This window comes from Gemmatimonadota bacterium (assembly GCA_016720805.1).
Classification (GTDB): Bacteria; Gemmatimonadota; Gemmatimonadetes; order Gemmatimonadales; family GWC2-71-9; genus Palsa-1233.
Window position 1 is genome coordinate 580,769 of the sequence record JADKJZ010000014.1, and the last position, 14,417, is coordinate 595,185.

The following is a 14,417-nucleotide window of genomic DNA, read 5'->3' on the forward strand; positions in this document are numbered from 1 at the left end:
TGCGCGGGTCGGGTCGAGTGCGTTATACCTTGCTTGAATGTCTGTGGTGACGATTCTACGAACCGAGGAGCAGCTGACGTGACGACGAGCACCCCACCAGCCCCACGCAGTGGCACGCCGAGCATTCGATGGTGGCACAAGTGGATCGGCATCACCATCGGTCTGGTGCTGTTCCTCTGGGTCGCGAGCGGCCTCGCCATGCTGGTGCCGCTTTCGCCCACGGTATGGGGCGCCGATCTGGTGGAGCCGACCCTGGACCTTGCCGGTGTTACCCTCACGCCGAGTCAGGCGGCGGCGATTGCGGTGCAGCAGCGCAGCGACTCCGGCCCACCGGCGGCCATTCGCTCCGTCGTGCTGCGCCCGCTGCTCGGCACCGGCGTCTATCTCGTGTCGCCGGCCGATGCGCCTCCCGTGATGGTGCATGCCGGCACCGGCGAGGTGATCACGATCGCCCCCGAGCACGCGCGGCGTATCGCGTCGGCGGCGATGTCAGGGCGCGCGCCCCTTGCCGTCGAGCGCATTGTCGTGGCGCCGATCGGCTATGAGGGGCGGCTCCCCGCCTATCGCATGCCGTTCGATGACCCGGCTGGCACGGTGGCGATCGTCGCCGAGGCGACGGGCGAACTGGCGCGGACGGAACTGCGGGACCGGCGCAAGATGCTGGTTGGGCATTACGTGCATGTCTTCGTCCCGCTCAAGCGGCTCCCGGGCGGGGACAGCACTCGCATTGCAGCGCTCGCCGGGACCGGAATTGTCGCCCTCCTCTCGATCTTCTCCGGCTACTGGCTGTCGTTACCGGGGCGGTTCCGGCGAGCGCGGCGGGGGTAGGGGCGGCACCCGGCGACCCAGAGCGGGGTCGCCGGGGCGCTTGGCCCGTGGACTACGCCTCGCGAGGGGGAACCACGCCGCTACCACACGCCAGCGGTCGACCCGGTAATCGTGCCGGTCCCGTTGGTGATCGTGAACGAGAACAGACCTTCCCACTTGCCATCGGGGCGATGATTGACGGAGGTCAACGTCAACACGCCGGTGCCCTCGGGTGTCCGCTGGTCGCTGTTCTCGACGTCGTTCTGGTCCACGGACAGGAAGATGTTCCACGACCTTGCCGTCGGGCGATTTGGCGTCTGGATTCGCGTGAAGGTTTGCCCGGCGACAAAGACGTGCGACGTCGGGACAAAGACCCCCACGAAGGCGCCGATGGTATCGTCGGCGGCCACATTGGAGATGAACGTGACCCAGTCGAGGCCAGGCTCGGAGGAGAGGCTGCGCTGGGACCCCGTATCTCCGTAGAAATAGTGGCCGTTGGCGGGGGTCTTGGTCCGGTCCCACGACCCGGTGATGGTGAAGTCCATGAAGGACGATGGATCGACGTTGATCACGGCCGTCGCGCGTGACAACACCACGCCCGCTGCGTCGGTGACTTGCAGGTGCAGCACGTCATTGCCCTTGTTGACTGCGGTGTAGTTGATCGACGGCACCATGGTGGTCACTTGACCGGCGGAGCCGATCGTGCCGGCCGACCCCGTGACATTCCAGACATACTTCACCCCGGCGGGCAGCGTCCCCACGACCGTCGCCGTGAAGCGCTGTTGATTGCCGCGGAAGAGCGCCACCGGGCTCGGCGAAATCGTCGAGCGCTGCAGGATCAACACCTGCACGGTGGCTTCGGCAACCTTCGGACGACGTCCCGGCACACTGATATCGACGACTGAAACGGACACGGTGATCGGCGCGGTCTGCTGCGTGCCCGGTGTGAGCACGACACTCGTGTCCTTGGTGGAGAGTGCGGCCGTCCCTTGCGCGTCGCTTGCCGACATCGTTCCGCTGGCACTGTTCTGGGTCCATTCGTACTCGTACGTCCCCGTCAGGTCGGCCGAGAGCGACGTGCTGAGCGTCAGGGGTTGTCCCGCGTCGCCCGTGGGGTCGGCTGGCAGGATGGTCACGCTCGACTTGCTGACCCGCACCGTCCACATCACTCCGCGGTCGGCTTCCTGGAGCGTGCTGAAGATCTTGCTCAGGGCACCATTTGGCCGGTACCCGGAGAACGGTGACGCGAGCTTTGCGACGAAAGCGTTCCCGGTCTGCAGCGATGCTTTCCAGTCAATCTTGTTCACTTGCCGAAGCGCGGCCGCGCTCGCCGTATCCAGCAACGAGGGTCCGGTATCCTTGTACGCGTCCTTGATGGTCCCTTGGTCGACCAGCATGTGCACGAGCTTCACGATCTGGGTCAGGGCCGCGACGTCGTCTGGAATCGCGGCCTTGGTGGCGGTGCCACTCCATGGCCAACCCACGAGCTTCTTCGTGTTCGGGCCGGCGGTCACCAGCCCGGGCGCCGTCGGCAACATCGACGAGAAGCCGCTTGCTTCGAGGAGCAGCGCGTACACCAGGTCGACATAATAGGTGTGCGCAAACAGCGCCTCGATCGTGGAATTCCAGCCTGCCAGGTGGGTCGCATACCGTGCCGCGCCGAAGAACGACGGAATGACGCCGTTGGCGCTGGGCCCAATGGCCACGACCTCGTAGACCGTGATCTCCGAGGCCCCATCGAGCGGCAGCGGCACGGGGCCCAGCGGAAACGGAGCGAACGGTATCGTGCTGGACAGGAGTGCGGCCAATCCCCACCGCGGTGAGGGCCGTCGGCTCGTCCAGGTCCAGCGGGCCCGCGAAGAGGCGCGCCGGGACGATATCGGTGGTGACGCCCCGCTCGGTCTTCTGCACTTCGTAGATATAGACCTTGACCGGGCGTCGGAATCGATTCGACAAGTCGATGCCGACAATCGTGCCGTCCTCGTGCACACCGACACCGCTCTGGTCCGCCTGCGGCGACACCGTCACCAACGGCGCGCTGTTCGGGCGCATTGCCAGGAGCGCCGGCTCGGCCTGCTCGTTCGGGAGGGGCACGAGCGCATCGAGGACAGTCGCGAGTGCGGCAGCAATCTGCGGATCGCCCTCGACGATGGCGAGCGGATTCGCCGCGATCTGCTGTGCGATGACGGCACCGAGCGCGTCCATCCGCGAGTCAGCCGACAGCCACGCCAGCACCTGCGATTTTACGTTGGCGGGAAGGAACGGACCGCCGAGGGCGAACCAGACCAGCGCCACCCCCGTCGAACGCGGCGTGATCTCGCTCGCGCCGGTCGCGGGATCGAGCATCCCGGCCAGGATGCCGTTGCCGGAGTCGTCGGTGGCAATCGCCAAGGTCGGCGCGATCGCGGAGACGCTGAGGGAGAAGCTCCCGGTCGCGGTGGGAGTCGCGAGCTGACCCATCACGCGCAGGCTGAGCGAGGTCGGGTTGATCGTCGATCCGGTCGGCAGCGACAGCGTCCCCGTCAGCTTCGGAAGCCCGGCTGGCGGCGAAGGGGGATTCGGGCCGGTGACGGAGTTGCCGCCGCTGCAGCCGATCAACGTCAGCGCGCTCGACGAAAGCACCGCAATGGCTTCTCGGCGTTTCATGCTGCACCGCCGGACATCAATTGGACGTGGAGCCGGATGATGGGGGTCATGGACGGCCCCCCGACACGGACTCGACTGCGTACCGGGACGACGATGATCATGCTTCCTCCGCTAAGGTGCTCCTGTAGCCATAGCGGAGGAATTCGCCGCCGAGTGCCACGCGGTATACTTCCCCCCATCCCCCATCACGGTGCCGCCCATGACGGCTACACGCGATTCGCCGCTCACCTCCGCCGAGGTGACCTCGCTGCTTGAGGCGCTGCGCCGCGGCGACCAGGTCGCCGGCGACCGGTTGTTGCCGCTGCTCTATCAGGTGCTGCACGACATGGCCTCGCGGATGATGCAGGGGGAACGCCCCGACCACACCCTCCAGCCGACCATCCTGCTCCACGACGCGTGGCTCAAGCTGACCGCCGACCGCTCCTCCCCATGGACCGACCGCGGACACTTCCTGGCCCTCGCTTCGCGGGCCATGCGTCGCCTGCTGGTCGATCACGCGCGGGCGCGGAACGCGGCGAAGCGTCGCGGCGACCTGGCCGTGCCGCTCGACGAGGAGATCGCGGGCCGGGCCGGCCCGGACCTCGTCGACGTCATCGCCCTCGATGCCGCGCTGGACGGCCTCGCCGTTGTACATGACCGGGCGCGCCGGGTGGTCGAGTTGCGCTACTTTGGCGGCCTCGAATGGCATGAGATCGCGCCGGTGCTGGGCGCCTCGGAGCGGACGGTGAAGCGCGACTGGGATTTTGCGCGGGCGTGGCTTCGGCAGCGACTCGACGGCCCCGTCGATGGACCTGACACGTCGGCCTCCCGAATTCCGCCTTCCACGGCATGACCGACGATTTCTGGCTGCGTGTGCGCGAGGCCTTCGATGCCGTGGCCGACGCACCGACCGCGCAGCGGGCCGAACTCCTTCGTGCGGCATCCGGTGGCGACGCGGCGGTGGAGCGCGAGACGCTGGCGCTGCTCTCGATCGATCCTGGGGCCTTCCTCGAGGGGCACGCGGTTTTTCCGGTCGACGCCGACCTGTTGCGCGCCCAGCTGACGGACGGGGCTGTCGTCGGCGGCTATCAGGTGACGCGGCTGCTCGGCCGCGGCGGGATGGGTGAGGTCTACGAGGGCGTGCGCGACAGCGCCGACTTCCACAAGCGCGTCGCCATCAAGGTGTTGCGCCCCGGCTCGATCTCCGCGGACGCGGTGCGACGCTTCGAACAGGAGCGTCGCATCCTGGCCGGCCTCGATCATCGCAACATCGCCACCCTGATCGATGGCGGGATGCTGCCGGACGGGCGGCCCTTCCTCGTGATGGAGTTGGTCGAAGGCGTCCGCATCACCGATTGGTGCACCCAGCAGGGCCTCTCCGTCGATGCCCGGCTGGTGCTCTTTCGGCAGATCTGTGGCGCGGTGAGCCACGCGCACCGCAATCTGGTCGTGCACCGCGACATCAAGCCGGGCAACATCCTGGTGACCCCCGATGGCACCGTCAAGCTGCTCGATTTCGGCATCGCCAAGGTGCTCGATGCCGATACGTCGGGCGGAAGCGATTCAACAGCGACTCGGGCCGGGGCCGCAGGGCTGACGCCGGAGTACGCCTCGCCCGAGCAGCTGACGGGCGGAGTGGTGACCACGGCCACCGACGTCTACGCGCTCGGGTTGCTGCTGTTCGAGATGCTCACCGGGGCGCGGCCATTCGCGACCGGTACCCAGCCGTTGCCGGAGCTCACGCGCCTGGTGCTCACCACCGATCCGCCGATGGCGAGCCGGGCGGTGCGCGGCACGACCCCCGGGCGGGATGTCGAGGCGATCCGCCGCGCACTCCGCGGGGACCTCGACGCGATCATGCTCAAGGCGCTGCGCACCGATCCGGGGGAGCGCTATCCCTCGGTGGACGCATTGGTCGCCGAGCTGCAGCGCCACGAGCGCGGTCTGCCGGTCGAGGCGATGCGCGGCCATCGGGGCTATCGACTCGGAAAATTCCTTCGCCGGCACCACCGCGCGCTGCTCGCGGCCACGGCGGTGGCGATCGCGGCGGTGAGCGGCGTCGTCAGCACCATTCGCCAATCGCGGCATACCCAGGTCGAGCGCGCGCGCGCCGAGGCGACCAATGCCTTCCTGGTCGAGATGCTGTCGTCGGTCGACCCGGCGGCTGCCGGGAAGGAAGTCGCGATGGTCGAGGTGCTCGACTCGGCGGCGGCCCACATCGGTCGCGACAGCGCGCTCGATCCCGGCGTGGAAGCCTCGCTCCGCTCGGCGATCGGGTTCAGCTATCGTGCGCTGGGGAAGTTCGCTGCCGCGACGCCGCACCTGCAGCGGGTGGTGGCGCTTCGGCAGCGATCGCCGGGCAATCCACTCCCGATCGCGATTGCTTATCGGGAATTGGGCCAGCTGCATGATGGCGCTGGGGAGTACCAGACGGCGGACTCGCTCTACCAACTCGCGATCGGCGTGTTGCCGGTCCGTGGCGATACCGGCGTCGCGACGGCAGCGACCGACCTGATGATGCAGCGCGCGCGCTTGCAGTCACTCCAGGGCGAGATGGCGGCAGCCGACAGCATCCTCACGCTGGTGGCCGCGCGGCAGGAGGCGCGATACGGCGCCGGGTCACTTGAATCGGCGAAGGCGCTGACGCAGTTGGGGGTGACGGTCGCGCAGGAGCAACACTTCCCTCGGGCGGAGGCGGTGACCCGCCGCGCACTCGCCATCTTCACGAAGCAGCTGCCACCGACCCACCCCGACATCGGCAAGACGCTCGGTCGTCTCGCCACCATTCTCGAGCAGTCCGGCAACCGCCCGGCCGCCGACCGTGCGTACCGCGAGTCGTTGGCATCGCTCGACGCCAGCCTCGGCGCCGACCATCCCGACGTCGCCTGGATCCGCGTCAACTACGCGGGCTTCCTGCTCGACGGCAGCGACTGGGACGGGGCCATCCGCGAGGCGGACGCACTGCTTCGCCAGCGCGGCGGCACGCTGCCGGACACCCACTTCGGGATCGGTGCGGCGCTGCAGCTCCGCGCGCTCGCCTACGCGGGCCGAGGCGACGACCGTGAGGCTATCGCCGGCCTGCGGGAATCCCTCGCGGTGCGGCGCACGGTGATGTCACCCGATCACTGGACCATCGGCAGCAGCGAGAGCCTTCTTGGCGAGGAGTTGGTCCACGTCGGTGCGCGCGCGGAGGGGATGCAGCTGTTGCGCGCCGGCTGCCAGCGGATCGCGCGGGCGCTGGGCCGAGAGAATCCGTCGACGCGGAAGGCGATGACCAGGCTGTCGGCAGCGGGTGGCAGTGGCTGTTGAGGGGCGAGGGCGGGGGAGTGCGTCCGCAGTGGCCGTACCATGGATCGTTGCTCGCCTCCTGGCGGCGGCATAAGCTTGTTCTGCCCGGCGCAACGCGCTCCGGGTCACTCGAACCCATGAAACCGCAATGATTCAGGACCTGCAGGGGAAGACCGCGGTGGTGACCGGTGGGAGCAAGGGGATCGGCTACGCGATTGCTGACGCGCTTGCCGCGGCGGGGTGCAATGTGATGATCTCCGCACGGCACGAGGACGAGGTCCAACACGCGGCGCGCACCATTTCCGACCGCCATCCGGGCACCGTGGTCGGGATGGTGTGCGATGTCCGCGAGCACGAGCAGGTGCGGCAGATGATGGCCGCCGCCGTGGCGCGATTCGGTGGACTGGACGTTCTGGTCAACAATGCGGGGGTCGGCAAGTTCGCCCCCATGGGCGAGTTGACCCCGACCGATTGGCACCAAGTGATCGAGACCAACCTGGACGGGGTCTTCTACTGTTGCCACGAGGCCATCCCGCACCTGCGCAAGCAAGACGACAGTTGGATCATCAACATCGCCTCCCTCGCCGGCAAGAACCCGTTCGCCGGCGGCGCCGCGTACAACGCCTCCAAGTTCGCCCTGGTGGGGTTCAGCGAGGCGCTGATGCTGGACGTGCGGCAGCTCGGCATTCGGGTCAACTACATCATGCCGGGGAGCGTGGCCACCCACTTCAACGACCACACCCCGAATGCGGACGACGCATGGAAGATCCAACCCGAGGACGTCGCCGAGCTCGTGATGACCTTGGTGCGGTTTCCGTCGCGCGCGCTGCCTTCACGCATCGAGATCAGGCCGACGAAGCCGCCGCGGAAGTGAAGCCGACGGTGGGCAAGCTCGCGGAGCGGGCGCAGTTCCACGCGCGACCGCTTGCTCCGGACGGCGATTGAGGCATTGAACCAAGGCTGGCTGAATCCAGCCCTCCTCAGCCCGGGCGACAGTGCAGCAATGCAATTTGATCGAAGGGCGGGACGCGAACCCAGGCGCTCTTGCGGAACTCGAAATACAGGTAGCGCATGAGACGCGAGCCGTTCGCAGCGATGGTCACCACGGACGCGGCCGCGGCTTGACCATCCTTAATCCTGATACTGTGGAGGAGCCACAACGGCTCCCCCGTTCTGGGGCGACATTCTGTGCCGCAGACCTCCGGGCATGTCAGAACTTGCCGCGACAAGATGGAATCCGTGGATCTCGGCCGGTAGACTCGAAGGATTGAGTCAGTCCTGAACACGCGCTCAATTTCGGTGATCAACGCCGTGGGCGCCTTTCCTGGTTCGTCCTGGGCAAGCGCTGCACCCGGTAAGGCGAGTGCCATCCCGAGCGTCACGGCGACAACAATGACGTTTGTCATGGTGTACTCCCAAGGAAATGCCGGATGGGCTCGGGGTCGAGGTAGGCTTACCCCCAGTGGATATACAGGAAGTTGGACTTTCTCGCCCGAAGGATGGGATATGAGGAAGTCGAAATTCTCCGACGCCCGGCTCGTCGCCCTGCTGCGGGCAGCCGAGGTCGGGATGCTACCGAGATCCGTATTCCTCGGCACCAGGCACCCCAACAACCCCACGGCGCACGAAAACGCCCCACCCGGCCTAAGGCCAAGTGGGGCAAGCATTTCGTTCATGGGCCCGGCGCGATTCGGGTCGCGGGCTCGTTGCCCCTGTCTGACTTGGATGGACTGTAGTCTATTGCGCTACACAGTACGCCACTGTATCATGGTCTCAGGAGGTATTCTATGAATGAGATCGACTTTGAAGTTCTGGCGACTGGAGGGAATCTCCATCCCGGGAATTACATCCGTGAGAGCATTCGCCCCGGGGCTTTCTTCTGCCGCGGCCAAGCTCGTCGGGATTGGGAGGCCTGCGCTCTCGAACTATGTCAACGGCCACGTTGGGACTACGCCAAGTATGGCAAGTCGCATCGAAGCCGCCTTTGGCGTCCCCGCGCGCAAACTGCTCGAAATGCAAGCGGCCTTTGACGCTGCAGCCCCCCCTGCCGAGGTTGCCACAAGTCTCGTTGCGCCCTACGTGCCTCCTCTGATTCAAGTTAAGGCTCGAGAGATCGAGGCTTGGGCCGACCGAAATATTGGATTTCGATCAAGACTCGCTGTGCTCTTGAGAACTCTGGTGCACTCCACGGGGAGGGAGCTTTCAAGGGTCGACTTTCCCGGGAATGATGACGCCGAGCGTCCTGGCTGGGACGGGGTGATCGAGGCCGGCGCGGCGACTCCATGGATTCCCATTGGATCATCCGGTTGGGAGTTTGGAACCGATAAGGCTGTTGACACGAAGGCGACCGCAGATATCGCGAAAGCGGAGCGAGCCACATCGAAAGGTGATCGAGCGAAGACGACCTTCGTGTTCGTTACGCCAAGAGAGTGGAAGGCCAAAGACAGGTGGCTTGCCGCGAATAGGGCTCGCGGGCAATGGAAAGATGTCATCGCCTACGACTCGTCCGATATTGAGCAGTGGCTGGAGCAGTCGATATCAGGGCAGATATGGATCGGGACTGAAATCGGACGGCCAGTAGAGGGCGTTCGGGCGCTTGATCGTTGCTGGAAGGATTGGTCGAGTGCTACGACCCCCCCCCTTCCGGGATCACTCTTCGACCCCGCAATTGCTTCTAGCCGTACCCTCGCGTCTTCGTTGACCCGAGCGCCGTTGGAGCCGGTGGTGCTCGCTGCCGATTCACCTGAAGAAGCACTGGCGTTCTTGGCTCAGTTTTTCAGCAGATCGGGCGAAGCCAATTGCGGTCCCCTGGGCGATCAGGTGCTAGTCTTCGATCGACCGGGCGTGCTGACGAAACTGAGCCTCGGTCGCAGGGATTTCATTGCCGTGACGGCTAGCAGGGAAGTCGAGCTTGAAATTGCGCCTCTCGCGGGAGAAATCCGTTCGATCGTAATCCGTCCACGCAATGCGGGTGGGCCGAAGCCTACGCTCGTTCTTGAGCCCCTCACCTCCGCAGCGTTCAGCGCAGCGCTCAGGGGGCCTGACTGGTCGCGTGACACGGTTACAGAGCTAGCGAGGAAGTCGGGCAGGTCCCTGACTATCTTACGCCGAACCCTGGCCATCCTGCCCACATTAAGGCAGCCGGAGTGGGCGCGGGATACGGAAATTCCTCGCCACCTGATTCCCTTTTGGATGGCAGGTACTTGGAGCTTCGATAACCAGGCCGATCGGGAACTGCTTCAAGCGTTGACGGGTGGCGTCTCCGCACAGGAGGTCGAGGTCCGCTGCCAGCGGCTGACGGCGATGGTGGATGCACCGATATGGTCGGTCAGGTGGAACTGCCGGCGGTGTTGTATCCAAGTTTGATTGTCTCTACGGCACCTCCCACGCCGTCGTAGCATCTGACCTGCGTCTCTTCTTCGATCTCGCCGCCGTGGTCTTGAGTGAGGACGACCCGGCACTCGACTTCCCTCCGGAGCAGCGGTGGCTTGCCGGTTTGTACGAGAAGCGGCGCAAGTACTCACCTGCTCTGCGGAAGGGCATTGCTGAATCGATCGTGCTGCTAGCGGTGCATGGAAAGGATCTCTTCTTCGACAGAACCGGCATAGCCTGTGAGCTCGAGGCCGGCCGCCTCGTTCGTCGTCTGCTCACCCCGATGGAGACAAGGGTCCTGCAGGCGAATGACCGCGACCTAATGGCATACGCTGAGGCCTCGCCAGAGGAATTTCTTTCGATCTTGGAGGCGGACCTTCTTCAGGATGAACCACAAATTTTCGGATTGCTAAAGGATGTCAGCGGCGCCCCATTCGGCGGTGGATGCACAAGGGCAGGGCTCCTTTGGGCACTTGAGGGTCTCAGTTGGAGTACACTGACGCTCGATCGAGCGGCAACCGTGCTGGCGAGGCTCTCATCAGTGGAGCTCAACGACAACTGGTCGAACAAGCCGTTCAATTCACTGGCGGCGATCTTCCGATCGTGGATGCCACAAACGGGAGCCGGACTTGACCATCGGCTAAGCCTGGCGAAGCAGCTTACCATCCGCTTTCCGTCCGTTATGTGGAAGGTATTTCTTGAGGAATTTGACGGTGGGCCCCGCAGCGGGAGTTATAGCCATAAGCCTCAATGGAGGAATGATGGCTACGGCTATGGCGAGCCGTTGAGGGAATGGGGCCCAGCCCTCGAATTCTGCCGTGAAGTCCTCGACCTAATGTTGGCATGGCGGAGGACTACTCTGCGAACATGCTCGGCGACCTTGTCAGTCGACTCCCCGCGATCGGCGACAAGGGTTACCAAGAAAGGATTTGGGGGCTGATTCTCAAATGGGCAGAGAATGCTCTTGAGGCGGACAAGGCTCATGTTCGAGAGAAGATCCGCTACGCGCACCTCACTCGGGGTGCAAGAAAGCGTCAGGCTACTCGAGGTCGTTCGAACGAGGAGCTGGCGGAGCAGGTCTACGATCTTCTTGCTCCCAGCAACCCGGTAGAGCGACACGAATGGCTCTTCCGGAGCTTTTGGGGTGCAAGAAACCTACGATCCGGACGGTGCCGATGTCGCCTATACCGAATGGCCGGCCCGAACGGAAGCGCTGCGGGTTGAGGCTCTTGCAGAGATCCATGCTGAGCAGGGGATCTTGGGAATCCTCCAGCTTGCTACCCGGGGGGAGACATCTGAGGTCATCGGTGAGCTGCTGATCAAGGCCGTTGTTCCGCCAGCCGGACATCTGGAACTAGTCGGCGAATTGATTGCCGAAATGATCAAGGGTGAGCTACCGGAGAGTGGGAGGGTGCTTGCGGGTGTGTTGGGGGAACTGGAAGTGAAGGGAGAGGTGAATTCATACCTCGAGACGGCAAGCCAAGGGCTTTTGGCCGAGGAGCAAGTGCGAGTTTTTCAAGCGGCCCCCTTTCAACAGTCAACTTGGCAAATGGTCGATGCGGCCGGATTGACCGAGCGCTATTGGGGGAACGTTGAGCCAAGGTGGATTCGAGGAGATGTGGAGCGTTCACGGATTGCGGCTGAGGGCCTTCTGGCCGCCCACCGTCCGCGCGCGGCATTCGCCGCAGTGTCCCTACTGATCGATCAGCTTGAGCCTCAATTGCTCGCCAGACTCCTTCGGGGAATCGTGGAGTCGAATGGGGAGCAAGGTCGCTATCGGGTCGAATCACACGACATTGAGAGAGCGTTCGAGGTGATTGAACCGGCCCCCGAAATGTCGGTCGAGGAGAAGGCAGCGCTTGAGCTGCTTCATCTCGAGACCCTGAGTGGGGCTGGGAGGGGTCGTGGAATAAGCCATCTCGAGAAATACCTAAGTTTGCATCCGGAGTTCTTCGCTGAGGTTGTTAGCTGGGTTTACCGCCGGGATGACCGTGCTTCAGAGGCAAGTGTCGACCAGCTGTCGGAGAAGCAGAGGGAGTCGCGTGGCAACATTGGCTATAGTCTGCTAAGTGCGATCAACCGTGTACCAGGGGTTGAGAAGGCAGATGATGAGGGAGATGAACATTTGGCCAAGTGGGTTCGCGCGGCAAGAGAGAGCAACAGTCAGCTCGGGCGGAGGGACGTGGGCGACCATTGCATTGGGGTCCTGCTTTGCCAAGTCTGCAACCGGTCCTGACGGCGTCTGGCCTCCAGAGCCCGTACGAAACGTCATGGAGGAGATCCAGTCCCTCGAAATGATGAACGGGGCTCGTATCGGCGCCTTCAATTCACGGGGAGTTGTGTGGCGTGGTAATGGAGGGGACCAGGAAAGAGCCTTGTCGAACAGGTACAGGCAGTGGGCAGATACAATCCGCTATTCTCACCCTTTTGTCGCATCAATGCTCTTGGAGAGGCTTGCGGAGGGCTATCAGCGGGATGCGAAACGGGAAGACATGCGTTCGGACATTGAACAGCGGCTGGAGTAGACTCAGGCCACATGTCCGCTTCTTGGTTCTCAGGTGGCTTGGCATGGCAGGCTGTTGTGGTGAGTCTAGGCAGAGCGACCCCCCACACGAAATTGCCCCACCTGGCGTAACGCCAAGTGGGGCAAGCATTTCGACTCATGGACCCGGCGCGATTCGAGCCGCAGTCAGGCAAGCCCGCGGAGCGCGGCGCAGCGCCACGCGGGACCACGCTTACCAGCCCGAACCCTTCTGGGAGGCCAGCAAATATCGGTCTGCCGGAAGCCACGCGACAATTCGTGGTACCACATGCCACCCCAGCACGGTCAGCGACCCAGCCGATGGCCGCTCATTCGGGCGGCATGTTGGCCCCCCCCCCATGATTTCATGGGTAGCCTATCTCCTTCCGCGACCCCGTTTGTTGCGTTTTTGGGGGGCGCGACTGGCGTTAGTTACGCGCGCCGCTCCAATTTCTCCAAAGGAAAGCACGACGCCTTGGCGTGGGGCGATCCAACCATCGTATTTCCACAATCGATATCCGTCTGGTTTTTCCTTCGGATCCAGCGGGTCGGCCTTTTCGCTCCCCCCGAGACCGAAGATGTGCAAGCTAGGATTGAGCTTGCCCTTGAAGCGAAAGGAGAGTTCGAATCCCTGCGTCGGCGTGTTCATCGAGAGCACCCATGGCATTCCCGTAGGATAGCACGTCGTCTCCTCAACGCGCATTCGAATGCGATCTGCTGGTGTGGATTCCGGCGGTATGTCGAATGTGACGTTCCGAACTAGCATTTCCTCGGTGTCAGCCCGCTCGGCCGTGGCCAGGCAGTCCACGCCACCTATTTCTAGTTTCGTTACCTCGCTCTTGTGCTTCCCATCGGATTTCGGATGCGCCCCGAGTTTGCCCAGCTTGATCGTTTGGGTGTGAGTTGTAGTCCTGCCGGAATTGTTCACAAAAGTTAACTCGAAGGACTTCTTGAGCTGGTACATGCCGCACTCCACAGGGAGTTCCACCAGTTCGATGTCGTAGCGGTACCCCGTTCGCCAGACAGTTGAACCCTCGCGCAGCTTCTGAAGACTGTGGAGCAGGTCGCCGATCTCCCTCGGCAGCCCGGCCGAAGGCAGCAGCGCTGTCTGTGCGGCTAGCTCGATTCGCTGGATCGTCCTCTGCGAATAGTTTGCGAGCACGCTTGGGTCGGTCGCACTTTCGACGATGCCGAACCTTCTTAGGCGAGCCTCAACATGGTTCTTAAACATCGAAGTCTCGGTCAGAAATAGCCCGATCCCGGAAATGCTCAGGCCGTCGAGTACGTATCGGAGGAAGGGCAGCACGAAATATCCGCGTTCTCCCACTGGGAATAGGTGGGATGCTTGGTCCAACCCTAGTTGCGCCATGATACACGCCAGCACGAGCACTAAGGCGCCGACTCGGATGCGGGAAGTTTCCGTTGCTTCGCTCTCAGGAATCTGGACCTTGTCGTGATTTGATGATCCCAAGGCAAACACTCCGTTCGGCGCTCGTTTGAGGGGTGACTGACTGAGGGCGTGGCAGTGACAGGATGCAGTGGAACCCGCGCGTTACCCTTTCCCAGCTGCTTCGGGCCGCCTATATCGCGCTCGCCGAATGCCAGTGTAAGATGTTTGTTGGCAATGGTTTGCATTGTTTCTTGTCGACGGGGGTTGCCTTGGGATGGAACTTTCGAGACATTTAATGCGTTGATCTCGCTACGCCGATGGCCCTCGGCATTGCCGGCCGTGACCTTTGGCAACTGACTCACTCGGTAATCTGGAGCGCCAGAATGACTGGAGACTGGAACTAGAGCCTGAATT

11 protein-coding genes are annotated in these 14,417 nt (G+C 63.7%); 9 read left to right on the top strand and 2 right to left on the bottom strand.

The annotated features are described in order from the left end of the window. Positions 1–78 precede the first annotated feature (78 nt). Positions 79–828 carry a hypothetical protein gene (locus IPP98_12870; GenBank protein MBL0180002.1) on the top strand — a complete coding sequence of 250 codons (750 nt, stop codon included), beginning with the start codon at positions 79–81 and terminating at the stop codon, positions 826–828. Positions 829–908: 80 nt separating this feature from the next. Here the strand turns inward: IPP98_12870 and IPP98_12875 are convergent, their stop codons facing one another. Beyond that, positions 909–2,561 (bottom strand): hypothetical protein, encoded by a 1,653-nt coding sequence (locus tag IPP98_12875; protein MBL0180003.1) that lies wholly within the window; start codon positions 2,559–2,561, stop codon positions 909–911. Between the two features lie 173 nt (positions 2,562–2,734). Between IPP98_12875 and IPP98_12880 the strand changes: the two genes are divergently transcribed. From IPP98_12880 to IPP98_12915, 8 genes are all read left to right on the top strand, one after another. Continuing rightward, the gene (locus IPP98_12880; protein ID MBL0180004.1) at positions 2,735–3,262 is read left to right on the top strand and encodes a hypothetical protein; all 528 of its coding nucleotides are present in this window, start codon (positions 2,735–2,737) and stop codon (positions 3,260–3,262) included. Between the two features lie 30 nt (positions 3,263–3,292). Beyond that, on the top strand, positions 3,293–3,493 hold the full coding sequence (locus tag IPP98_12885; protein MBL0180005.1) for a hypothetical protein: 201 nt from the start codon (positions 3,293–3,295) through the stop codon (positions 3,491–3,493). A 159-nt stretch (positions 3,494–3,652) separates the two neighbouring features. After that, entirely contained in the window at positions 3,653–4,285 is a 633-nt protein-coding gene (locus IPP98_12890; protein ID MBL0180006.1) for an RNA polymerase subunit sigma-70, read from the top strand. Then, positions 4,282–6,741, top strand: a complete 2,460-nt coding sequence (locus tag IPP98_12895; GenBank protein MBL0180007.1) for a protein kinase — start codon at positions 4,282–4,284, stop codon at positions 6,739–6,741. The genes IPP98_12890 and IPP98_12895 overlap by 4 nt, the downstream gene beginning before the upstream one ends. 127 nt (positions 6,742–6,868) lie before the next feature. After that, on the top strand, positions 6,869–7,594 hold the full coding sequence (locus tag IPP98_12900) for an SDR family oxidoreductase (GenBank protein MBL0180008.1): 726 nt from the start codon (positions 6,869–6,871) through the stop codon (positions 7,592–7,594). 917 nt (positions 7,595–8,511) lie between these two features. Continuing rightward, positions 8,512–10,086, top strand: coding sequence for a helix-turn-helix domain-containing protein (locus IPP98_12905; protein MBL0180009.1), 1,575 nt, complete (start codon positions 8,512–8,514; stop codon positions 10,084–10,086). After that, a complete protein-coding gene (locus IPP98_12910; GenBank protein MBL0180010.1) occupies positions 10,031–11,032 on the top strand; it encodes a hypothetical protein in 1,002 nt (333 codons plus the stop codon). Before IPP98_12905 ends, IPP98_12910 begins: the two co-directional genes overlap by 56 nt. A gap of 204 nt (positions 11,033–11,236) precedes the next feature. Continuing rightward, a complete protein-coding gene (locus tag IPP98_12915; GenBank protein MBL0180011.1) occupies positions 11,237–12,328 on the top strand; it encodes a hypothetical protein in 1,092 nt (363 codons plus the stop codon). 661 nt (positions 12,329–12,989) lie between these two features. Here the strand turns inward: IPP98_12915 and IPP98_12920 are convergent. Beyond that, positions 12,990–13,919, bottom strand: a complete 930-nt coding sequence (locus IPP98_12920) for a hypothetical protein (protein ID MBL0180012.1) — start codon at positions 13,917–13,919, stop codon at positions 12,990–12,992. Between the last annotated feature and the right edge of the window lie 498 nt (positions 13,920–14,417).

Excerpts from the sequence above, each read along its gene's own strand:
- IPP98_12910 (MBL0180010.1), top strand. The coding sequence starts at position 10,031 with ATGCACCGATATGGTCGGTCAGGTGGAACTGCCGGCGGTGTTGTATCC.
- IPP98_12895 (MBL0180007.1), top strand. The coding sequence starts at position 4,282 with ATGACCGACGATTTCTGGCTGCGTGTGCGCGAGGCCTTCGATGCCGTG.
- IPP98_12905 (MBL0180009.1), top strand. The coding sequence starts at position 8,512 with ATGAGATCGACTTTGAAGTTCTGGCGACTGGAGGGAATCTCCATCCCG.
- IPP98_12900 (MBL0180008.1), top strand. The coding sequence starts at position 6,869 with ATGATTCAGGACCTGCAGGGGAAGACCGCGGTGGTGACCGGTGGGAGC.
- IPP98_12890 (MBL0180006.1), top strand. The coding sequence starts at position 3,653 with ATGACGGCTACACGCGATTCGCCGCTCACCTCCGCCGAGGTGACCTCG.